Source organism: Dethiosulfovibrio russensis, from assembly GCF_021568855.1.
GTDB lineage: Bacteria > Synergistota > Synergistia > Synergistales > Dethiosulfovibrionaceae > Dethiosulfovibrio > Dethiosulfovibrio russensis.
The window spans coordinates 1-22,921 of sequence record NZ_JAKGUG010000011.1 but is presented as its reverse complement, the minus strand read 5'-3'; the positions used below and the strand labels follow the sequence as shown (position 1 = coordinate 22,921).

Annotated in this window: 17 protein-coding genes, 1 pseudogene and 1 CRISPR repeat array; of the genes and pseudogenes, 12 read left to right on the top strand and 6 right to left on the bottom strand. The window is 49.7% G+C overall.

The features are described from left to right. Positions 1-51 precede the first annotated feature (51 nt). Positions 52-1,161 (bottom strand): linear amide C-N hydrolase, encoded by a 1,110-nt coding sequence (locus tag L2W48_RS11070; protein WP_236099135.1) that lies wholly within the window; start codon positions 1,159-1,161, stop codon positions 52-54. A 271-nt stretch (positions 1,162-1,432) separates the two neighbouring features. Between L2W48_RS11070 and L2W48_RS11065 the strand changes: the two genes are divergently transcribed. Next, positions 1,433-2,470 (top strand): methyltransferase, encoded by a 1,038-nt coding sequence (locus L2W48_RS11065; RefSeq protein WP_236099134.1) that lies wholly within the window; start codon positions 1,433-1,435, stop codon positions 2,468-2,470. Between the two features lie 41 nt (positions 2,471-2,511). On the opposite strand, the gene L2W48_RS11060 is transcribed toward L2W48_RS11065, so the two are convergent. Continuing rightward, positions 2,512-3,858, bottom strand: a complete 1,347-nt coding sequence (locus tag L2W48_RS11060) for a sodium-dependent transporter (protein WP_236099133.1) — start codon at positions 3,856-3,858, stop codon at positions 2,512-2,514. A gap of 332 nt (positions 3,859-4,190) precedes the next feature. Next, positions 4,191-5,309 (bottom strand): aminotransferase class I/II-fold pyridoxal phosphate-dependent enzyme, encoded by a 1,119-nt coding sequence (locus L2W48_RS11055; protein WP_236099132.1) that lies wholly within the window; start codon positions 5,307-5,309, stop codon positions 4,191-4,193. A gap of 128 nt (positions 5,310-5,437) precedes the next feature. On the opposite strand from L2W48_RS11055, the gene L2W48_RS11050 reads away from it, so the two are divergent. From L2W48_RS11050 to L2W48_RS11000, 11 genes are all read left to right on the top strand, one after another. Then, positions 5,438-6,292, top strand: a complete 855-nt coding sequence (locus L2W48_RS11050; RefSeq protein WP_236099131.1) for a GNAT family N-acetyltransferase — start codon at positions 5,438-5,440, stop codon at positions 6,290-6,292. Positions 6,293-6,639: 347 nt separating this feature from the next. Further along, a complete protein-coding gene (locus L2W48_RS11045) occupies positions 6,640-9,219 on the top strand; it encodes a CRISPR-associated endonuclease Cas3'' (protein WP_236099130.1) in 2,580 nt (859 codons plus the stop codon). After that, positions 9,216-9,947 carry a type I-C CRISPR-associated protein Cas5c gene (cas5c, locus tag L2W48_RS11040; RefSeq protein WP_329604260.1) on the top strand — a complete coding sequence of 244 codons (732 nt, stop codon included), beginning with the start codon at positions 9,216-9,218 and terminating at the stop codon, positions 9,945-9,947. Before L2W48_RS11045 ends, cas5c begins: the two co-directional genes overlap by 4 nt. Beyond that, on the top strand, positions 9,931-11,967 hold the full coding sequence (cas8c, locus tag L2W48_RS11035; RefSeq protein WP_236099129.1) for a type I-C CRISPR-associated protein Cas8c/Csd1: 2,037 nt from the start codon (positions 9,931-9,933) through the stop codon (positions 11,965-11,967). Before cas5c ends, cas8c begins: the two co-directional genes overlap by 17 nt. Beyond that, positions 11,967-12,806, top strand: coding sequence for a type I-C CRISPR-associated protein Cas7/Csd2 (cas7c, locus tag L2W48_RS11030; RefSeq protein ID WP_236099128.1), 840 nt, complete (start codon positions 11,967-11,969; stop codon positions 12,804-12,806). The genes cas8c and cas7c overlap by 1 nt, the downstream gene beginning before the upstream one ends. Before the next feature lie 231 nt (positions 12,807-13,037). Continuing rightward, positions 13,038-14,837: a CRISPR direct-repeat array (repeat unit 31 nt; unit sequence GTCGCTCCCTCACGGGAGCGTGGATTGAAAC). A gap of 47 nt (positions 14,838-14,884) precedes the next feature. Then, a complete protein-coding gene (cas4, locus tag L2W48_RS11025) occupies positions 14,885-15,553 on the top strand; it encodes a CRISPR-associated protein Cas4 (protein ID WP_236099127.1) in 669 nt (222 codons plus the stop codon). Continuing rightward, positions 15,550-16,578: a type I-C CRISPR-associated endonuclease Cas1c gene (gene cas1c / locus L2W48_RS11020; protein WP_236099126.1), complete on the top strand. Its 1,029-nt coding sequence runs from the start codon at positions 15,550-15,552 to the stop codon at positions 16,576-16,578. The genes cas4 and cas1c overlap by 4 nt, the downstream gene beginning before the upstream one ends. Positions 16,579-16,599: 21 nt before the next feature. Next, positions 16,600-16,890, top strand: coding sequence for a CRISPR-associated endonuclease Cas2 (gene cas2, locus L2W48_RS11015; RefSeq protein ID WP_236099125.1), 291 nt, complete (start codon positions 16,600-16,602; stop codon positions 16,888-16,890). A 93-nt stretch (positions 16,891-16,983) separates the two neighbouring features. Continuing rightward, positions 16,984-17,736: a substrate-binding periplasmic protein gene (locus L2W48_RS11010; RefSeq protein ID WP_236099124.1), complete on the top strand. Its 753-nt coding sequence runs from the start codon at positions 16,984-16,986 to the stop codon at positions 17,734-17,736. A 150-nt stretch (positions 17,737-17,886) separates the two neighbouring features. Then, positions 17,887-18,639: a substrate-binding periplasmic protein gene (locus L2W48_RS11005; RefSeq protein ID WP_236099123.1), complete on the top strand. Its 753-nt coding sequence runs from the start codon at positions 17,887-17,889 to the stop codon at positions 18,637-18,639. A 138-nt stretch (positions 18,640-18,777) separates the two neighbouring features. Beyond that, positions 18,778-19,314 (top strand): GNAT family N-acetyltransferase, encoded by a 537-nt coding sequence (locus L2W48_RS11000; RefSeq protein WP_236099122.1) that lies wholly within the window; start codon positions 18,778-18,780, stop codon positions 19,312-19,314. Between the two features lie 215 nt (positions 19,315-19,529). Here L2W48_RS11000 and L2W48_RS10995 read toward each other — a convergent pair. From L2W48_RS10995 to L2W48_RS10985, 3 genes and pseudogenes are all read right to left on the bottom strand, one after another. Next, positions 19,530-20,349, bottom strand: a pseudogene (locus tag L2W48_RS10995) (transposase). A 154-nt stretch (positions 20,350-20,503) separates the two neighbouring features. After that, complete coding sequence (locus L2W48_RS10990) at positions 20,504-20,926, bottom strand: MarR family winged helix-turn-helix transcriptional regulator (RefSeq protein ID WP_236099121.1); 423 nt, start codon at positions 20,924-20,926, stop codon at positions 20,504-20,506. A gap of 12 nt (positions 20,927-20,938) precedes the next feature. Continuing rightward, positions 20,939-22,837 carry an ATP-binding cassette domain-containing protein gene (locus L2W48_RS10985; protein ID WP_236099120.1) on the bottom strand — a complete coding sequence of 633 codons (1,899 nt, stop codon included), beginning with the start codon at positions 22,835-22,837 and terminating at the stop codon, positions 20,939-20,941. Positions 22,838-22,921 lie beyond the last annotated feature (84 nt).

Genomic DNA, 22,921 nt, shown 5'->3' with positions numbered 1-22,921 from the left:
GATAAACAGGCCCCGCGGTTCTCAGAACCGTGGGGCCTGTACGTTTCTTTATTATCGTTTCCCCATAAACACGAGTGGGACGAGTAGAAGCGCCAGGGTGGAGGATGTAGCTCCGACGTTACAGCCGCTGCTGGTTCCTTCGGTTTTTTCACCGAAGTTCGACGTCACGTCTCCCGAGCCGGACGACTGGATATCCATTGACGTCACCTTTTCCGACGAAGAGAAGTCAAGGCGGGTAAGATCGATATCCCTTCGCAGCTCGTTGTTTACAGCGGTCCAGGAAAGGTTGAGACCCTTGAGGTCGTAGACTATGGTCCAATCCGTCGGGGAGTCCGAGCCCTTGGTCCCTTCCGTCTGAGCCACCTTCCCCATTACGAAAAATCCGTCGTCTTTGGATATGTCCTCTTTCGCCATTACCTCTTCCGAAAAATAAACGTCGCGAACGAACCTTACGTCGGACGTCCTTTTGTGTTCGTCGGAAGGAATGGGCAGAGTCCCTCCGAATCCCTGGTACCTAGCCAAGTTGGCGTAACTGGGGCCGTAATAATCGTTGGTCATGCACTTTTTACCCGGATAGTTGACTGAGATCGTCCCCGAGTTTTCCGGGGGGAATTCCACGATGGCGCAGTTTCCCTCTTTGTCTGCGAGAAACCAGTGCATATCGCAGGAGAGCTCATCGTCTATGACCAATCCGGTAATCCCGAATTCGTTGAATTTGCTTAAAGCCTCCGACACGTTTGAGCAAGTGTCCAGCAGAACCCTTGCCACCTCTATGCAGCTGAGAAAAGGCTTGCTTCCAGGTCCGGGATATTTCGGCGGGTCCACGAACAGCGTGGCCGCATAGAAACCCGCTTCGTTGAGTCCGCACCCGGGAGCGCTGAGCTCCCCATACGAGCGAGTCTCCACCACAAGGTCGAAAGTTATGCTTCCGTAGGAGGAGGTCCAAGTATACGGAGTGGAACCGTCGGGGGAAAGCATGGCTGTTTTCTCTATCCCGCTCAGGTTCTTCAAGACCATCCCGGTTGGTTCCGGCCAGTCCATGTTTCTGGCGATCAAGGTTTTTTGGTCGTTTCCTAGAAGAGAGATGGAACATGCCGATCCCTTCATGGTTAAGCTCGAAAAGACGATGAATAATATCAAGGTTATTCGTAGTTTCTTCACGATCATATCTCCCTTCGTTTTTACGCCAGCGATCGACGACTTGTTACAGGGACTATCTTTAGCTTGGAACGGTAGTATAAAACTATAGTAAATTATAGCTTGTTCTTCTAGAAAATCGATGGCGGCTCCGCTCTCGGGACCGTCTTACGTCTAGGATGAGCCAGAGATTCTCTTGACAGAGAGGATATAATCGATTAGTTTAGTCAATCGAACTTATGAGTGAGCAAGGTTCTCGTATTCGGATATAAAAGCAGAAAGAAGGGAAGATACGATGAGAAAAGAACTGCCTAAGGTGAATTCGGATTGGGGAAGGTTTTTTATGTTTCAGCGGGAGACCCTCCGATGGGAACTGCTTAAGACCGCAATAGAGCTCGGCCTGTTCGATCTTACTACCGAGGCCGTTACCTCCGACGAGGTGGCCGACGGGCTGTGTCTCCATAGGGAAAATACCGAGCATATGATGAACGCCCTGGTCGCTCTGGGGTGTCTGTCGAAGGAAGATGGAAAGTACGTAAACAACGGACAGGCCGAGTCGTTCCTCACGTCCGAAGGCGAGACCTCGCTGGGCGAGTCCTTGCTGTATATGGAAAAATGGATGTTGCCCGTCATGAACGGAGGTATGAAGGACCTGGTGAAAAACGGTCCCAAGGAGAGAAAGAACATAGCCGATCCTGCCATATGGGAGCAGGGGGCGCGTATAACCGTCAATCATTCCCGTTGCGGTCGCGCTCAGTTCATAGCCGATAGGGTATCCGAACTGCCGGAGTTCCAGTCGTTTGGCAGCATGCTGGATCTCGGTGCCGGGCCCGGGATAATCGCCGTCGCCGTGACCTCGGTCCACGATTCGATGAAATCCGTGGTTCTAGACCAGTCTCCGGTGGCCAAGGTGGCCGAGGAGATCGTCCGAGAGTACGGTATGGAGGACCGTATGACCGTGAGGTCCGGCGACTACATGAAAGACGATATCGGCTCCGGGTATGACCTGATAATGGCTAATTTTACCTTGAATTTTTATCGTGACGATCTGTCCTCCGTAATGACGAAGGTGCGGGATGCGCTCAACCCAGGCGGTGTTTTCGTGGTCATGTCCGACGGGATCAGTTTCGACGGCACTGGCCCGGCGGACAGCGTTCTGAGCTGGTTGCCCACCACGTTGCAGGGCGAGGATATGTCAATAAGGACCGGTCAGATCTCGAGCGCCATGCTGGAGGTAGGTTTCGGGTCGACGGAGGTCAGGGTTCTCCCCGACGAGGGCGGCATGCAGGGCCATGGCCCGGTGGAGATGACCGTGGGAAGGAAGAAGGCGTAGACGGTTTTTGACGAACCGTCTACGCCTTTTTCAGTGCGGTTCTACTTCAGTCCGTTGTAGATGATCACAAGTATGGCGGCGGGGGCCACCACCCTGAGGATCCAGGTCCAGGGCGAGAGCAGGGCGAAGGGACGTCCGCCGTCGTTGGTGACCTCCTTTTTCATCCTGTCCCCTACTACCCATCCGGCGAACAGACAGATCAGTATGCCGCAGGTGGTAAGCAGCAGGTTGTTGCAGAGCCAGTCCAGACCGTCCAGAAAGCCCATGCCGAAGAGCTTTATGTCCATGGCCCCGTTTGAGAGGGCCGACGGTATGCCGAAGAGGAATATGGCCGTTCCCATGATCCAGGAAGATCTGGCTCTGGTCCATTTGAGCTCGTCCATGCAGTAGGAGATGACCACCTCGAATAGCGACACCGAGGAGGTTAGTGCCGCTATGAACAGCAGGGCGAAGAAGAGAGCGGACCAGACCGGTCCTCCCCACATCTTGGAGAACACCGCCGGGAGGGCTATGAAGGACAGTCCGGCCCCGGCTCCTGCGTCCACACCGAAGGCGAAGACGGTGGGAAATATCACCAATCCGGAGAGAAACGCCACCATGGTGTCCAGGAAGGTGACTGTGGCCACCGATTTAGGCAGGTCCTCGTCGTTGGAGATGTAGCTTCCGTAGGTGATCAGTATTCCCATGCCGAGAGAGAGGGAGTAGAAGGCCTGTCCCAGGGCGTCTATGACGGTTGCTCCAGTGACCTTGGAGAAGTCCGGCTTGAGATAGAAGGCCACTCCCTCCGCGGCTCCGGGCAGCGAGAGGGCCCTGACCATGAGGATTATCAGTATTATGAAAAGTCCGGGCATTAGCACCTTGCAGTACTTCTCGATACCCTCGCCGACCCCTCGGTAGACCACGACGACCACCAGGGCCATGAAGACGAAGAACGCGGCGATGACCTGGACCGGATCGGCGATGAATGTGAGGAAGATGTTTTGGACGTCCTCGGCGCTCCCTGCCGTCATAAGCCCGGTGAAGGATTTGAATATATAGGCCAGTGTCCAGCCTCCGATTACGGCGTAGTAGGAGAGGATCAAAAAGGCCACTATCAGACCGAGCCACCCGACTATAGGCCAGGCTCCGCCCTTGAGCTTGCGGAAGGCCCCGACGGAGTTTCTCTTGGACGCCCTGCCTATGGCGAACTCGGCCAGCATGACCGAGGCGCCGATGCAGAACACCATGGCGAGGTAGATTATGAGAAAGGCCGCTCCTCCGTTTTTACCCGTTACGTAGGGAAAACGCCATATATTTCCCAATCCCACCGCGGACCCTGCCGCGGCGAGCATGAATCCCATTCGGCTTCCCCATTGCTCTCTTTCGGTTCCGTTGCCGTTTCCACTCAATTGCAAAACCTCCTAGGTGATGTAGTGATATCCAAGACGACTGGTCCTTACGGAAGACCTGCCTTTTTAGATGTGTCTATAAAAAAAGGCCGGGATCTCGTAAGATCCCGGCCTGAAGTGTGGTCAGCTTTTGTTTAAACGCCAACGGAAGCTCCAGGATAGGACCTGCAGCTAATAACTAGGTTCATGACTATGACTGCCGATGCGACTTTAAAATCGGTAAAACTGTTCAAAGCAAGTCCTCCTCTCTTTTAGGCGTCTTGGATTATGCGATATTGTAGACACTAAAGCGAAGTTTGGCAAGAGGGAGTTTTATCCTCCTGGACGCGATGCTAGCCTCTTTCTTTCAGATATTCCTCCAGGATCTCACAGCATTTGGAAAAGTCCTTACGTCCCAGGCCGATTCGGAAGTGGTTTTTGTCGACCCCGAACACCGATCCTGGCAGGACCATGAGGTTTTTCTTCTCCACGACGTGGGCGAAAAAATCCTCCGCCGGAAAGTCTCCGTTCAGCACTGGAAAGCCGATGGATCCGGCCATCGGAGGAATCCAGCGGAACAGGTCCTCATGTTTACCGAAGAACTCCGCCGCGGTTACGCCGTTTTCAGCCACTATCTTTCTGCAACGTTCCATCAGATCGTCGGCACATCTCAGGGCCATTATGGACAGGAGTTCCGACGGGGCGGAGCCGCATATCGTGGTGTAGTCTCTCAGACAGGTCACCTTTTCCATCAGGTCGTGGTCGGTGCTGGCAAGCCATCCCATCCTCAGCCCCGGCAGTCCGTACGACTTGGAAAGCCCCGAAAGACTTACGGCCTTGGGGTATATTTCCGCCGCCGATGGTAGACGTAGCTCCGAGGTAGGCTCCAGGCCCCGGTACATCTCGTCGGAGAAGACCCATACTCCCCTCTCTTCCGCCAGGCTCAGTATCCTTCGGAACTCCTCCTTCGTGGGCTGGAATCCCGTGGGGTTATGGGGAAAGTTGACAACCAGCAGCTTGGTCTCCTGCTTTAAAAGCGACTCCAGGCGATCCAGGTCCAGTTTCCAGCGGTTTCTCTCAAGCACGAGGGGCCATTCGGACAGTGTGCATCCTATCGACCTTGGAATCTCAAGCAGCGACTGATATATAGGCGACAGGGCTATTACGTGGTCTCCTCGTTCCAGAAGGGCGTTCATCGCCAGAAATATGCCCTCCTCCGGGACCAGAGTTATCAGGTTCTCCGGGCCGATTCCGTCATAGCGATCGGCGATTCCGGCCAGCAGGTCAGGATGCCCCTTGGGCTCGGTGTAGTTGAGGCGCAGGTCTTTCCAGGCCTCCATGGTCTCGTCGCCCCCGAGGGCCATCAGTTCGGCCACTGTAACGCTCTCGCAGTCCGAGGCGCTCATTATGTGTTTCACCGAGAACTCGTATCTGGCGAAATATCGCTCCAGTTTGAACGGGCGTATCTTCAAGTGAATCAGCTCCTTATCGTTTCAAGATTCTTAGATCACTTTAGCCTCTGGGTAGGGCAGATGCAAGTGAAATCGAGGGGCGATGGTGTATCATCGATTTAAAATACTCTTGCGGAAGGAGATGCTGCATGGATTACATAAGATGTTCGAAGGTGGACCGAGAGGTTATATACGAATCGTTTGTCCTGGGATTTTCCGATTATCCCGTCCCTATGACTCTGGACGTCGACGGTTTTTTCGACAGATTCTTCGGTCCGGAGGGCAACGGTACGGACCACTCTTTCGTCGCGGTCGAAAATGGAGCGCCTGCCGGGCTGATACTGGGCGGTGTCAGACGATTCGACGGATATCGAAACATGAGGTGCGGTACTCTATGCGTTCCTCCCGAGATTCGGGGAACCGGCGTCAGTGGACGTCTTTTCGAGCTTTTTCTGGAGAACGCTATGGAGATAGGGTGCGAGCGTCTCAGCTTAGAGGTCCTGGCGGACAACGAAAGAGCCATAAGGTTCTACGAGAGGCGAGGCTACGAGAGGAGGAACAAGCTGCTTTACTTCGGCAGGTCGACGGGAAATACGGTGGAGAGCCCTCTTCGTCCCCCCGTCGGCGTCGATGTGGTGGAGACGGATGTCTCGATCGCGAGGGAATGCAGGGAGGGAATGTCGTCGGTCCATATCAACTGGCAGAACGAGGCGGATTATTTTTGTTCCGATCGAACCTCCCGGTGTTTCGCCGCATACGAAAGGGGCGAGATGGTCGGAGCGACGGTGATATCAGGCTCGGGAAAGGTCTATTTTCTCTGGGTGTCGGACTCTTGCAGAAGGAGGGGAATAGGGCGGAATCTTCTCTGCCGTGGGGTCGATGCGGTCCGCCCGGAAAAGCTGAGCGTCAGTATGCCAGATAACATAGATATCCGTCCTTTTCTAGATGAAACGGGCTTCGTCAAGGAGTCGGTAGAACAGTACGAGATGTTCAGGATGGTTTAACAGGGAGAGGCGACGGGGAGCGGAGAATTTTTTCTGATTTACCTAGCATTGTTATTTGTCTTGACATGAGAAAAAACAGATGTATTATCAGAACAGTGGCATCGGTTTTTCTGCGATAAAGATTTTGGGGGGAGAGGTTCATCTGAAGAGATGGAGTCGTCGACCCCCATAATAAAAACGCAGGAGATCCTTGGTTCAAAGTATTATGTTATAAGTCGGGTCAGCAAGGCCCGTGGATTGAAGCAAAGTCTTATGTTATGCGTATTGTGTCGATTACCTCTTAAAACGCCGTGTTTGGTTTGAAGAGGTAATCGACGAAAAGAACTCTTTCATAGACGAAGGGACTGATGTCCATGGTTTTAAAGGATCGTCTTGTCAGATACTTGGCTCACGTCAGAGGCGGAGATGGATGGGAACAACCGCTAATGGACCATTTGAGAAATGTTGGAAGGTTGAGCGAAAGCTTTGCGGGGAAAATTGGATTAGGCGATGCGGGAAAGATGATCGGTCTTCTCCATGACTTAGGTAAATACAGTAGATCATTCCAGAACTACCTGCTTTCGTCCTCGGGAAAGATTAATCCCGACAGCGAGGAATATATGGATCCTTTCTCCAAAAAAGGCAAGATAGATCACTCTACTGCCGGGGCAAAATATATATGGGAAAAGCTCCGAGGGGTAGGTAAATGCGGACAAGGAGAGGTCTGCGCTCAGATTATGGCTCTGTGTATCGCCTCCCATCACAGTGGCATGATCGACTGTCTTTCAAAGGACGATAAGCTGGTTTTCTGGGACAGAATGGACAAACCCGACGAAGGTACTCGCTACTCTGAGTGTTTGTCGGCAATGGAGAATGAGCTGAAGACCCTTTTGAACGAGAGTCTCGATGACTCTAAAGTAAATTCGACGGTGAACAGTTTTTTTAGTTATCTGAACAAAACCGCCAGGTTTTCTACCGGCGAAAAATATGGTTTTTCCACAATTGGGGCCTTCAACCTGGGAATGACAGCCAGATTTCTCCTCAGTTGTCTGGTGGATGCCGACAGAATCGACAGCGCCGAGTTCGAGGATCCCAGTAGAAAAAAAGAACGTCTGAGACGACGTGATTTTGACTGGCAAACGGGAATAGACCGACTGGAGAGAGTCCTGGATTCCTATAAGCAGGATAGCCAGGTCAACGAGATAAGGCGTCGGATCTCCGACGAGTGCCTCGAAAGGGCCGATGATCCCCAAGGAATATATACCCTATCAGTACCCACCGGCGGAGGGAAGACACTGCTCAGTCTAAGATACGCCATGCGACATGCCTTACGTCACGATCTACATCGAATCATATACGTAGTTCCTTTCACATCCATCATAGAGCAGAACGCCCAGGAAGTTCGATCGATTCTCGAGGGAGAAGGCGACGCCTGTCCCTGGGTGTTGGAACATCATTCCAATATAGAACCGGAAAGACAGACCTGGAGTTACAAGCTGGCGGCGGAAAACTGGGATTGTCCAGTGGTGTTTACCACTATGGTCCAGTTTCTTGAGACCCTGTTCAGAGGGGGTAATAGCAGGGTTCGACGTATGCATATGTTGGCCAAGACCGTTCTAGTGTTCGATGAAATACAGTCTTTGCCAATAAAGTGTACCCATTTATTTTGTAACGCCCTTAATTTTCTGGTGGAGCAGGCTGGGAGCACTGCGGTTCTCTGCACGGCTACTCAGCCTACCTTGGATAGGCTCTCCTCTCTAGGGAATCCGGGGTTGGCGGAAAAAGGAGAGCTTCATATGGCTGAAAACAGCGAGCTCGTATCGGATAAAACCTCTCTTTTCGACGATCTTAGGAGAGTCAGGGTCAGTAATCTATCTAGGTCCGGGGGCTGGAGCAAAGAGGAGATCGGAGATCTAGCGCTGAAAAGGCTGGAAGATTTTGGCAATTGTCTGGTCGTGGTCAATACGAAGACCTGGGCGAAGAGGCTTTTCGAGTATTGCTCCTCAGAGACGGAAGCGGAGGTGACATTCCATCTCAGCACCGGACAGTGTCCGGCTCATCGTAAAGAACGTTTAGCAGTGATACGCAAGAGGTTGAGCGAGGGGAGAAGGGTTTTGTGTATAAGCACCCAGCTTATAGAAGCAGGGGTGGACGTGGATTTCGGGGCGGTAATACGTTTTATAGCGGGATTGGATTCCATAGCTCAGGCCGCAGGCCGTTGCAACAGACACGGTGAGTTACGCGATTCCGAGGGAGTTCCCATGATGGGAGACGTCTCTATCGTAAATCCGTCAGAGGAAAAAATCTCCACCCTCAAGGATATTCTCATCGGTCAGGAAAAGACCAAACGGATTTTAAGTGAGTACGAGGAAGAACATAGACATGAGCTTAAGGCATGTGAGGCTACAGATTATAGTGGACTGTTGGATCCGATTACTTTATACAGGTATTTCGATTATTTCTTTTTCGAACGGACTGACGAGATGGGCTACAACTTCAGCGGTAAAGGTAGTCGGGACGATAACCTGTTGAATCTGCTCTCTTTGAACGATAAAAGTGGTTTAGCCGAGTTCAATGTTAAGAGAAAAAGCACTGGTAAGGCCCCTCTGTTGTTGCAGTCGTTTAAGTTCGCAGGAGACATTTTTAGAGCTATAGACGCCCCGACCAACTCTGTTATATGTCCTTACGGCGCAGGCAAGGAGTTGATCTCGAAGCTGTGTTCTTTGTCGATAGGGTTCGAGTTTGAAGAATACGGAACCCTTTTAAGGAGGGCTCAGCAATATAGCGTAAACGTGTTTCCAAACGTGTGGAAAAGGCTCTGTAACGCGGGAGCCGTTCACGAAATTCAAGAAGGAGAGGGAGTGTTCTACCTTGATAAAGCCTTCTACAACTCCGATTTTGGTCTTTGCCTCGAGCAGGACTCCCCTATGGAGCTGTTGATGTCATGAGATACGACATGCCTAAAAACGGTCTCAGCTTTTTGTTGTGGGGAAGATATGCCATGTTCACCGACCCTATAACGAGGATAGGTGGGGAAAAGTGCTCGTATCATATCCCCACTTACGAGGCTCTGAAGGGAGTCCTCAAATCGATATATTGGAAGCCAACGATAATTTGGCATGTCGATAAAGTGAGGGTGATGAGCTCTTTTCGCACTCAGACAAAGGGTACCAAGCCTCTTAAGTGGGGTGGTGGAAACGATTTGTCCATATATACCTTTCTGCATGAGGTTTCGTACCAGGTAGTGGCCCATTTCGAGTGGAACGAACACAGACCTGAACTGGCCGGTGACCGTATAGACGGAAAGCATTACAACATAGCTAAGCGATCTCTGGATCGAGGGGGTAGGCAGGATGTCTTTTTAGGGACCAGAGATTGCCAGGGATACGTGGAGCCCTGTGTTTTCGGCGAAGGTTCGGGTGATTATGACGATCTGGACGAACTGGCTTTTGGTCTGATGTTCCATGGTTTCGACTACCCCGACGAGACGGGGGAGGAGAAGCTGTACAGTCGTTTCTGGTATCCGGTTATGGAGAAAGGGATAGTGACCTTCCCCCGTCCGGAGAACTGCCCGGTGAAGAGATATATCCGTCCTATGGAGCCAAAATCTTTCTCTGAGGGGAATAATTTCCGGAACGTGGATGAAGAGGAGCATTGCCATGAGCTGGATGGGTAAACTTTACGATACCTATGAAAGAGCTATGGAACTGAACATCCTCCAGGAGGGAAAGCCGATCCCGGAGGGACACGTAGTTCAAAACGCTCACATAAACATAGTGTTGGATGGCGAGGGGAATTTCAAGCGAGCCAGCGTGATTGGGAAAGTCCCGGTAATTCTACCGGCGACTGAAAAATCCGCTGGTAGAACCAGTGGAGAGGCCCCCCATCCTTTGGCTGACAAACTGCAATATGTGGCAGGTGACTATGCTAAATTTGGAGGTAAAAAAACCCCGTATTTTGATGGATACTTAGAACAACTTAAAAAATGGCGTGATTTTTTAAGGGCTCATCAGGATATCGCGTTTTCAAGGGTTAATGCAGTGTATAGCTATGTTAGTAAAGGATGTGTTATAGACGATCTCGTGAAAGAAAGCGTGGTCTGGCTGGATTCGAAGGGAAAACTGGCCTGTAGTACAGATCAACTTTCCGATGAGGATCAAAAGAAGGCTTCTTTATTGAGGTTTTTGCCTAAAGAGAAGGGAGAATTCGAACAAGGAAGTGCCTTAGTGTGTTGGACCGTAGAGATCTCCCATGATCTCCAATCCAACACATGGAAAGATTTAGAGATTCAGCGAGCCTGGAGGGATTATTTATTGTCCCAGGAAACGATTAAGGGCTTGTGCTATGTGACAGGAAAAGATGTTGCCATAGCCCTAAATCACCCGGCGAGGCTTCGTAATTCCGGAGACAAAGCAAAACTCATATCGAGCAACGATAAGGACGGTTTTACGTTTCGAGGAAAGTTTTTCGATAGTAGAAAAACTATCGAGAAAGAGGGCTATCAGGCAGCCAACGTAGGGAGTTCTGTCTCTCAAAGGGCTCACAGCGCTCTCCGCTGGCTCATAGATAGGCAGGGTTTCAAGAATGGAGATCAGATCGTTATTGCCTGGGCAATTAGCGGAAAAAAAGTTCCACCTCCGATGGAGTCTCTGCCGGAGTTTGATTTCGATGATCTAGGAGAAGGGGCATGCGAGACCTCCGATGTGGACATAAGGGACATGAGCCCTGATCTGTCCTCCGATCTTGGGCAGGGGTTTGCCAGAAAGCTGACTCTCTACGTGAATGGTTATAAAAGTTCTCTTTCTCCCGACGAGTCTGTGGTCATAATGTCTATCGATTCGGCTACGCCTGGAAGAATGGGCATCACATACTACAGAGAGTGCTTTGCCCATGAATATGTGGAGAGAGTCGCCCAATGGCATTCTGACTTCGCCTGGCTTCAGAGAAAGAACGATGGAGGAACTGGAAGAGGCAGATATGAGGATTGGGAGGAATTCGCCCCAGCTCCTCCTCTTATAGTTGGCTGTTCATACGACGAGTCTTTGAAGGGGAACACGAAGTTCAAGGGATTCACCTACGAGAGGATTTTGCCAGCGATAGTGGAGTCCAGAAACATCCCCTACGACATAGTCGCTTCATCAGTTCGAAAAGCCTGTGCTCCTAGGCGAGCCTCTAAGAAAGGTGGAGCTGATTACAAGGAGTGGGAGAAAACTTTAGGTGTCGCCTGTGCCCTTTACAGGGGCTTTTTCAGGCGACATGAGAATACAGACAAAAGGAGGTATTACTCCGTGGGATTGGATGTTGAGAACAGATCTAGAAGTTACCTTTTCGGGCGACTTCTTGCGATCGCCGATGGAATGGAGAGTTTTGCTCTTATCAAGTCCGATGAGACCAGACCAACATCGGCAGAAAGGTTAATGCAGCGTTTTGCCAGTCATCCCTGTTCGACCTGGAGGACCATAGAACTCTCCCTTCAACCCTATATGCAGAGGCTTTTGCGTAGCGGTCATGGCGGATTTATAACCAACAGGAAAAGGGATCTCGACTCGGTGATGGATCTTTTCGACGGTGCGGATTTCTCCAGCGATGCCCCTCTGAAAGGGGAGTTCTTGTTGGGGTTTCATTGTCAAAGGCTGGAATTGCTTAGAAAAAAGGATAAATCGGCTACCGATAATAGCGAGGGAGGGAACAAGTAATGAGCTTGAGCAAGAAAATTGATTTCGCCTTGATATTCTCTGTCGATAGAGCCAATCCTAACGGTGATCCGCTTAACGGCAATCGTCCCAGAATTGACTACGAAGGATACGGAGAGGTTTCAGACGTATGTCTTAAGCGAAAGATACGAGATCGCTTGCTGGAGGACGGACATTCTATATTCGTGCAGTCGGATCAAAATAGGGTAGATAGTATGCCTAGTTTGAGAAAGAGGGCAGAGTCGGAGGAGTTTGGCCTGGGGAAGGATGCGTTTGATTCTAAAAAGACTAAAGCTGAGGATCTCGCTAAAAAAGCCTGTGAAAAATGGTTAGACGTGAGAACCTTCGGACAACTCTTCGCTTTTGGGAGTGACACCAAGAACGGAGTTTCCATTCCTATTCGTGGTCCCATGACAATCCAGTCTGCCTTTTCCGTAGAGCCTGTATCTGTTGCAAGTATACAGATCACAAAAAGTGTAAGCGGGGATGGGGATGGCTCGAAAAGAGGCTCCGATACGATGGGGATGAAACATCGGGTCGATCATGGAATATACGTGACCTACGGTGCGATCAGTCCTCAGTTGGCAGAGAGAACTGGCTTTAGCGATGGGGATGCCGAAGTGATAAAAAGAGTTCTTCCCAAGATTTTCGAGGGTGATGCCTCATCCGCTAGGCCAGAGGGATCTATGTCTGTCATAAAAGTTCTCTGGTGGGAGCATTCTTCAAAGATGGGGAACTTTTCCTCGGCAAAAGTGCACGGAACCTTGACGGTGAACCCCGATGGGTCCTACGAAGTGGATTTTTTAGAGGGTATTTCTCTTGAGGAGATAGACGGTTTTTAACGAATCGCGAATTATAAGCGAGCAATGTTGGGAGTTTTGCTAAATTGGTTTGATCTCCAGTAGCTGTCTGTATAAATGTAACGTTGAGTTGAAAAAGAGGTTCGCGATTCAGAGTTTGCAGTGGTCGGAAGCTTTTTTGCAGAGATTTTAAAAGCCGATAGGCCGAAGTGCTTGGAGATTCGCGAAAAAGGGTCAGTAATCCCGGTGATACAAACGATTGAGAAGGACACTGTCGCTCCCTCACGGGAGCGTGGATTGAAACAAATTTATCATCCACGTTATAGCAACGATATAGTAGTCGCTCCCTCACGGGAGCGTGGATTGAAACTGCCATCTACCCCTGGTACGCCGGGGAAGAGTCCGTCGCTCCCTCACGGGAGCGTGGATTGAAACCGACCCTGTCGGCCACTCTCTGCAATGGGGACTTGTCGCTCCCTCACGGGAGCGTGGATTGAAACTTCCCGCTGCCCGAGATAAAAAACGCCCTATGTCGTCGCTCCCTCACGGGAGCGTGGATTGAAACCAGACATCCCAACACGCCTCACAGTAGGTCTCGGTCGCTCCCTCACGGGAGCGTGGATTGAAACACCCTCAACGGTCCGAAGTGGTTTTATCTGCCTCTGGTCGCTCCCTCACGGGAGCGTGGATTGAAACGCTAACGCCATTATGGCTGGGTATGACGTAGCAAGTCGCTCCCTCACGGGAGCGTGGATTGAAACCGATGGACAAAAGTGGACATTTGGCAGCCATGAAAGTCGCTCCCTCACGGGAGCGTGGATTGAAACGTCCTTTCCGACAACCGAAGCTGGACCGTACATCTGTCGCTCCCTCACGGGAGCGTGGATTGAAACTTCCTTGACTGATGCCGCTGACGTAGATGGTACTGTCGCTCCCTCACGGGAGCGTGGATTGAAACGTTGCCTGACCCTGGTGAATGGCTTCGAAATAAGTCGCTCCCTCACGGGAGCGTGGATTGAAACGTCGTCGGTCGGGGGCTCGGCCTCGCCAAGCAAGTCGCTCCCTCACGGGAGCGTGGATTGAAACGATACCCTAAGAATGGAACTATCCCAGATGGGTAGTCGCTCCCTCACGGGAGCGTGGATTGAAACGGCCTACGGGCAGGAAAATATGGAAGTTGCGGATCTGTCGCTCCCTCACGGGAGCGTGGATTGAAACTTAGCCGAAGAGCGGGCAATAGGCGCACGGCCTTAGTCGCTCCCTCACGGGAGCGTGGATTGAAACTTCCTGGGGAGTAGTTGACGAGGTGTATCACTATGTCGCTCCCTCACGGGAGCGTGGATTGAAACCTTATAGTCCTCGTTGCCCACTGTGATACTCCTGGTCGCTCCCTCACGGGAGCGTGGATTGAAACGGCGGCTGGGATACACTCAGGAGGAGATGACCGGGTCGCTCCCTCACGGGAGCGTGGATTGAAACCTCAGGCGAGGGACGAGGCGAAGAAGGTATTGGCTGTCGCTCCCTCACGGGAGCGTGGATTGAAACTCGAAAGCGTGGGTGGCATGATGGGACTTGAGGCAGTCGCTCCCTCACGGGAGCGTGGATTGAAACACCTCTGCCTACGTCTATAAACACCGCATCCGGTTGTCGCTCCCTCACGGGAGCGTGGATTGAAACGGTCGGGTTGTCCTTGGCGTATCGCAGCGAGATGCTGGTCGCTCCCTCACGGGAGCGTGGATTGAAACAACAGCTCCGGCCGGAGGCGTATTGTGAGGCAACAGTCGCTCCCTCACGGGAGCGTGGATTGAAACCCGCCAGGGCTCCCCATACGACCACAGGGATGAAGTCGCTCCCTCTCGGGAGCGTGGATTGAAACCCTGCCCCGATTAGCCTCTGCGCATCGGGGTCTCGTCGCTCCCTCACGGGAGCGTGGATTGAAACTCAAACACACCGACTGCCTGGATGTCTACGTGTTTGTCGCTCCCTCACGGGAGCGTGGATTGAAACGGGTGGTTGATTCGATCGTCGTCGCCTACGTCCAGGTCGCTCTCTCACGGGAGCGTGGGGTAAGACACAGATCAAAATAATGGTTAAAAACAAAAAATAGAGGAGGTGATCTTTTGTTTTCCGAGGAAGAGCTCCTTCCAATCTCAGGATTGCAACATTTAGCTTTTTGCGAACGTCAATGTGCTTTGATTCACTTGGAGCGAGTATGGGAGGAAAACATCTTTACTTCTGAAGGACGGATTCTACATGAAAAGGCTCATACGGAAGAAGTTGAGATCAGAGACGGAATTCGAATTGCTAGATCGTTACCCTTAAAATCTATTTCATATGGTTTGGTTGGAATTGCAGATGTGGTGGAATTTCATCCAACCTCTTCTAGAGAGGGGGTAGTTTTATCGGGATTGGCTGGTAGCTGGTTGCCTTATCCTGTGGAATATAAAAGAGGACGTAGAAAAAAAGACTCCTGCGATAAGATACAGCTTTGTTCACAGGCCTTGTGTCTGGAGGAGATGTTGAATGTGGATATTCCAGAAGGAGCTCTTTTTTACGGTAAGAGTAGAAGGAGGCTTATTGTCCCAATCGATAAAAAACTACGTAATCTTACGCTGGATTTTATTAAAAAGTTTAGAAATCTCCTTGCTGAGGGAGTAACTCCTAAAGGGGATTACGGACCTAAATGCGATAGTTGTTCGTTGAAAGAAATTTGCCTGCCTCAAATTAAAAAGTCCAGCTCAAGTCTCTCCCGGTACTTAAATTCGTTTTTTGAGGAGGAAGACTGTTGAAAAAGCTACTAAATACTCTTTTTGTAATGACTCAAGGGGCATATCTAGCTAAAAAGGGAGAGACCGTTGTCGTCAAAGTCGAAAGGGAGGAACGTCTTCGACTTCCTATCCACAATCTTGAGGGTATCTGTTGTTTTGGAAACGTTTCCTGTAGTCCTTTTCTGATGGGTCTCTGCGGAGAGCGAGGTATCGGTTTATCGTTCTTTTCCGAAAGTGGTAGGTTTATGGCTCGTTCGATTGGTCCGATTTCCGGTAATGTTCTACTCAGGAAGGCTCAGTATCGGTTTTCGGAAGATGGTGATAAAGCCTCAAAATTAGCGAGGAATATGATAGTAGCCAAGATAGCTAACTGTCGTACCTCCATAAGGAGAGGTATAAGAGATGCCCATGTTCTAGATAATGGGGTCCTGGAGACGTGTTCCGATAGGTTGACAGTTATTTTGGCGGAGTTGAAAAAAACGATAAATCTAGCTTCTCTTAGAGGAAAAGAAGGAGAGGCTGCTAGGGCATATTTTTCCGCTTTCGGCAATTTGATAACCTCTCAGTCTGAGGATTTCTCCTTCCATGGCAGAAACCGCAGGCCTCCGCTGGATAACGTGAACGCGTTGTTGTCATTTGTGTATACATTGCTGTGTCACGATGTCTCAAGCGCTCTCGAAAGTGTGGGCTTGGATCCGCAGGTGGGTTTTTTGCACAGAGATCGACCTGGGAGACCCAGTCTTGCTTTGGATTTGATGGAGGAGCTGCGTCCCCTTATTGCAGATCGTCTTGTTATCTCGCTCATAAATAGAAGGCAGGTTTCTCCTAGCGGTTTTATCGTTAGAGAAAGCGGCGGAGTGACAATGAACGAAGAGACTCGGAAAAAAGTTTTAGGTGCATATCAAAAGAGGAAACAGGATGAATTTCGCCATCCTTTTCTGGATGAAAAAATCTCGCTGGGACTTCTGCCTTACTGTCAGTCGCTTCTGTTAGCTCGTTTTTTGAGAGGAGATCTGCCGGAATATCCGCCGTTGAGATGGCGGTAGCCACCGAAGGGAGTTTTTGTCGTGATGGTATTGGTTACCTACGATGTTAATACCGTATCCGTTACCGGTCAGAAAAGGCTGCGTCATGTCGCTAAATTGTGCGAAAATTATGGGCAAAGAGTGCAGAATTCGGTTTTCGAGTGTCTGGTAGATCCAAATCAGTGGGTTCAACTTAAAAATGGTTTAGTGAAATTGATAGATGAGGAGAAAGACAGCTTGCGGTTTTATCTTTTAGGGGCTAACTGGAAAAGGCGGGTAGAGCATATCGGAACGAGACCCGGCTATGATCCGGAGGGCTCTCTCATTGTCTGATGTCGTCCTGCTTCGAGAGAGAATATTTTGACTACTTGTTAAGATGAATAGTATAATGACAAAGAGAGAAAATATCCTTTAGGAGGGATGATTTTGAGCTATCTGAAAAAGTTCGTGCTGTCGGTTTTTTTCGTATGTCTTACGGCCGGTAGTGTTTTTGCAGCAGGAGTGGACGACATCCGCTTTATGACAGAGGAATATCCTCCTTTCAACATGAAGGGAGACGACGGAGTCGCTACAGGAATAGCTGTGGACGTTTTGGCCGAGATGTTCAAGAGGGTGGGTTCTTCCAAGACTGCCAAGGACGTGGAGGTGCTGCCTTGGGCCAGGGGCTACAAGGAAGTTCAGTCTACACCTAACACCAGCCTTTTCTGTATGACTCGTTCCGAGGAAAGAGAACCGTTATTCAAGTGGGTTGGCCCGATCGCTTCCACCAGGGTTGTAGCGACCGCCTTAAAAAGCAAGGGTATAGCCGCCGGAACCGCCTCCGATCTGGCCGATCTCTCCGCCGGGGTTATCAAGGACGATATAGGTGACCAGTTGGCGGAAAAAGCGGGGATCAAAAAGATAGATAGAACTGCCAACAACGGTCAGAACATAAAAAAGCTTAACTCCGGCAGGGTGGACATCTGGATTTACGAGGAGAACGTGGCTCTTTGGCAGCTCAAGGACATGGGGTTCGATCCGGCCGATTATGAAACCGTATATGTTTTGGAGGCCGGACGTCTGGACTACGCCTTCCACAAGGACACCGACCAGGCCCTTATAGATCAACTTCAGAAGGTGCTGGACGAGATGAAGGCCGACGGGTCCTATAAGGCGATAGTGGACAAATATCTGCGCTGATCCCCTGAAATAAGGACCGAGTTCCGGCTATGATCCAAAGGAATCCCTCATCGCCCGATGCAGTTGTGTCTCGAGAGGAAATATTTTGACTATGTGCCGGAATCGACAGTATAATAATTAAGTGGTAAATATCCTTAAGGAGGGATCGCTTTGGACTATCTGAAAAAGTTTGTGCTCTCGGTTTTATTCGTGTGTCTTGCGGCCGGCAGCGTTTTCGCAGTTGGAGTGGACGATATTCGTTTCATGACCGAAGAACTGCCGCCATACAACATGAAGGGCGACGATGGAGTCGCGACGGGAATAGCGGTGGACGTTCTGGCAGAGATGTTCAAGAGGGTGGGGTCTTCCAGGACCGCCAAGGATGTGGAGGTATTGCCCTGGGCCAGAGGCTACAAGGAGGTTCAATCGACTCCTAACACCTGTCTTTTCAGCATGACCTATACCGACGAGAGAAAACCCATGTTCAAGTGGGTAGGTCCTCTGGCAGCTTCCAGGACGGCGGTCGTAGCTCTCAAGAGCAAGGGCATAAAGGTCGGCTCCGAGGCCGATCTTGCCGATCTTTCCGCAGGGGTCATAAAGGAGGACATAGGCGATATCCTGGCCCGTAAGGCCGGTATGACCAAGGTTCAGATAGCGGCCAACAACCTTCAGAACGTCAAGAAACTGAACTCCGGTCGAATCGACGTTTGGGTCTACGAGGAAAGCGTCGCTCAGTGGCAGCTCAAGGATATGGGGTTCGATCCGGCGGACTACGAGACGGTCTTCGCCCTTAGCCAGAGCCACCTTTACTACGCCTTCCACAAGGACACCGACCAGGCTCTTATAGATCAACTCCAGAAGGTGCTGGACGAGATGAAGGCCGACGGATCCTACCAGGCGATATTGGACAAATATTTACGTTGATCTCCTGATATACGAGTCGAGGGGGTCCGATACGACCCCCTCTTTTTTTATGGGAAACCGTTACAAAATGGTAGCACTTGCAAGTCAATTGATTTTCGAGTATAATAACAAAGCTATAAGACTGAAAGGAGTGGTTTTTTGTATTTAGAAGAAACTTCCAAACTGCCTCGCAAAGTCGTTGAAAATCTGGACGGAGACATCGGTAATCTGAAGGTCTACCTGGTTCAGGACTACAACGTCAACCTGTTGAAGAGAATGGTGAACTTCGGCCTCGGCATATTCGGAGACCTGGGTATGGACGAGTGGGGATTGGTGCCTCAGATACGTCACGGAAACGTCTTCGTCCTCAAGGAAGAGGACAAAAAGAGAATAATAGGCCTCGCCATCCTGATGAGGGACTGGGAGGATCTGGAGAAGTGCTATCTTTTTGACTACGCCATATCCGAGGATCTTCAGGGTCAGGGATTGGGCTATCATTTCCTCAGGGCCATAGTGAGGAACCTCAGAGACCAGGACTTCACCAAGATGGGGCTGACGGTAGACACGGAAAATGCTCCGGCCATAAAGCTGTACAAGGACAAAATGGGTTTCGAGATAGTCGGAGAGAACAAAGACGAGTATGGAGAGGGTCATCACCGTTACATCATGGAGCTGCCCTTCGAGAAGGTGAAATAACCGAACAGGTAAACGACGTTTCGTCCTGTTTGGACGTAGCGATTTAAAACTATATAAAGGCGGGCCTTTGAGGTCCGTCTTTTTTGTTACGTAAAACAATATTAGCGAAAGTGTCCTGCTGCGGGAATCTCAGTACTGTCCAGTATGTTTCGCACATTAATATTTGAGTCAGCAGACCCATATAGGGCCATGTTCGGTTTTTAAGGCTTTCTGTGTCAGCTTACGACAGCGTTATCTTGCTGCTCCAGTATCTGTTCTCTGAGATGCTCCATGTTCATGTAGGCTCTATTACCCCACTTGGTGGAAGCTACATGCCTGACTCTGGCGGATACCAGCATCAGGGCCGATTCCCCGTCGGGGAAGTTGCCTACGACCTTTGTCCTTCGACGGATCTCTCGGTTCAGTCGTTCCAGCGAATTGTTGGTTCTGAGCCGCTTCCAGTGTTACGAGGAAAAATGGAAGTAACTCAGGGTCTCCTCGTAGCCTTCCTGGACGATCTTGGCGGCTTACTTCTCGTGCCTTCCCCTTCGGGACGGCACTGTAGACGTTGCGGTAGAAATGAACTATGCAACGTTGCCATAGAGCTTCAGGGAAGAAATGGGGTAGGGTTTCCAAGAGTCCCATGCTTTTATCGGAGGTGATGAGACGGACCCCTTTCAGGCCTCTTTCTTTAAGATGCCTCAGGAAGGATGACCAGCTTTCCTTATCCTCTCGGCTGCCTTCGCATACGCCCAGAACCTCTCTATAGCCCATCTGGTTGACCCCTATGGATATCCGGCCAGATACATCTCCACCAGGGCCTCTTCCACCGAGCTCTCACGACGACGGTAACGTTCGATGATCGCAGTCTCGAAGGGCAGTTTACGGAGCTTCGGAACCTTCAGCTGCACCTCACCGGCTTTGGTCTGAAGCTTCCTGCCGTAATAGCCAGCACGGGTGTCCAGACGGTCGAAGGGAACGGATCTCCTGTTCGTCGATCCTTAGGATCTTGGAATCACCCTTTGTCTTCCCGGTGTTATCTGTGGTATCGTACATTTGCGGTAGCCCTCCCTCGGGACGATATGTTTTTGGCTTTGTCACCTAAAACATAACCCTTGTGGGGGGCTACTGCCAAGTTTTACCTCAAGTAAATGTGCGAAAGATATTGTACGTTATCGGGCAGATTGCTTTGGGCATTCGGCTAATAATATCACTGCTTATCGGAATATAATTTTGTAACCTTATTGCACATTTCTGAAAAAGATTTTACCTCTTCTGCTGTTAATGCTTCTTCAATTAGATTCATAATTTCGCTTCCCAAGTCTTCAACACGGCTAAGAAATTTTTTTCCTTCGCTGGTAAGTACAATGTTATAAGAACGGCGATCATCACTGTGCCTCTCTTGAATGATGTACTTTTTTTCTAATAAACGTTTCGTCAGTTTGGAAATGCCAGATTGCGAAATACCCTTCATTTCAGCAAGTTCCTTCGTAGTCTTAGGCCCTTGCTTGTTCAACGTATCCAGAATATAGTATTGCGCCGTTGAAACCCCCTCAACATTAAAACGGTTTGTATCAGAAACAATCATGCATTGAAAGGGAATATAACTTTTTTCCAATTCTTTCATGGCCATTAAAAGGACCTCCTACACGCTCATGACATATTTTTTTAGGTGATTTCCAGTCATCGAATTCTTGCACTTGATTAAATCCTTTGGCAAGCCTGTAAATACTATTTTACCACCGTTCTGTCCGGCATATGGGCCTAAATCGATAATCCAGTCGGCCTTACAGATGATATCCAAATTATGTTCGATTGCAATAAGGGTAGAATTTCGTTCCACGAGTCGATCCATTACACCAATCAACTGCTTTATATCAGCCATATGCAAACCCGTTGATGGTTCGTCCAAAACATAAATCTGTCCTCTATTTTGTAGTTCAGAGGCCAGTTTAATTCGTTGCAACTCACCGCCGGAAAGTGTGTTCAACGGTTGTCCTAAAGAAATATAAGTAATACCAACATCCGAAAGTCTTTTGAGTACTGTTAAAATCTTTTTTTCTTGAAAGAAATCCAAAGCTTCTGATACGGTCATTTTAAGGACATCGCTGATACTCTTACCTCTCAGTTTGTATCTCAGAACATCATCAGTGTAACGATTCCCATGGCATTCTTCACATACCGTTACAATGGTATCCATAAATGCTAAGTCTGTATGAGTAACCCCTAAACCTTTGCAAACGGGACAAGCTCCTTGCGAATTGAAACTAAAAAGGGACGCGCTGACACCGTTACTTTCTGCAAACAGCTTTCTGATAATGTCAAAGATACCTGTGAAGGTTGCTATGTTGGAACGCTTTGATGCTTGTATGCCTTTTTGATCAATGAAGACAGTTTCAGGATAAAACTGCGGCAACACTTGGTTGATCAGTGTGCTCTTTCCTGACCCTGCAACCCCGGTAACGACAGTCATTATACCTTTGGGTATTTTAACTGAAACGTTCTTTAAATTATGAAGTGCTGCATTCTGGATCGATAACCAGCCTTTCTGGGTACGTACATCGGATTTCAACTCGGGTGTATGCGATAAATACTTACCTGTCAACGTACCGGAAGTTTTTAAGCCTTGCAAATCACCCTGATAAACAATTTGACCTCCCTGAATTCCTGCACCCGGCCCCATATCGATCACATGGTCTGCGATTTTTATCATGTCCGGGTCATGCTCGACGATGAGCACGGTATTTCCTTTGTCACGCAAAAGCTTCATAAGATCATTTATTTTGCTTATATCATGAGGGTGAAGTCCTATACTGGGTTCATCAAAAATATAAGCGAGATCAGTTAAACTGCTGCCTAACTGACAAACCATTTTGATTCTTTGGGCTTCCCCGCCTGAAAGGGTGGATGTTTCCCGGCTTAGGCTCAGATAGTCAAGTCCAATCGAAACCATATGCTGTAAACGATTCATTAGCTCTGAAACGATTGTAGTAGCCACAGGAGCGTGAACCGACTGGACAAAATCCAAAAGTTCGTTTATCTGCATATCGGCACATTCCGCAATGCTTTTGCCGTTTATCTTACAGGACAGCGCCTTATCGTTCAGACGTGTTCCATGGCAGTGTGGGCAAACCTGTCTGGAAACAAAACGTTCAATTTTCTTGGTGTATCTTACTTTCTCGCCGTCTTCCTTTTTAAGAAAACTTCGCTCAATACGTGGAATCAGTCCCTCATAAAGGGATGTCTTATGCCATTCGGGAGCTGGATTTGTCACCTTGATGCCATCAGCATGGAGCAGAAGTTCCAACTCTTCGGTAAAGTAGTCTTTGATTTTCTTGTCGTTATCAAAAAAACCCGAATGAATATAACGTGTCAGCCGCCAACCACCTGGTTCAAAAGTAGGAAATCGGATAGCTCCCTCGTTCAGCGATTTGCTTTTATCCAGCAGTCGTTCAATATCAATCGCTTCAATTTTTCCTAGCCCTTGACAATGGCCGCACATTCCGGCTGGATTATTGAATGAGAAAACTATGGTGGACCCCATTGTCAAGACCATTTTTTAGCCTAGATTAGTTTAGGTCAGACTGCTATAGGTCTTCCTCTTCGAAGTAGATCTCCTGCGGTGTGC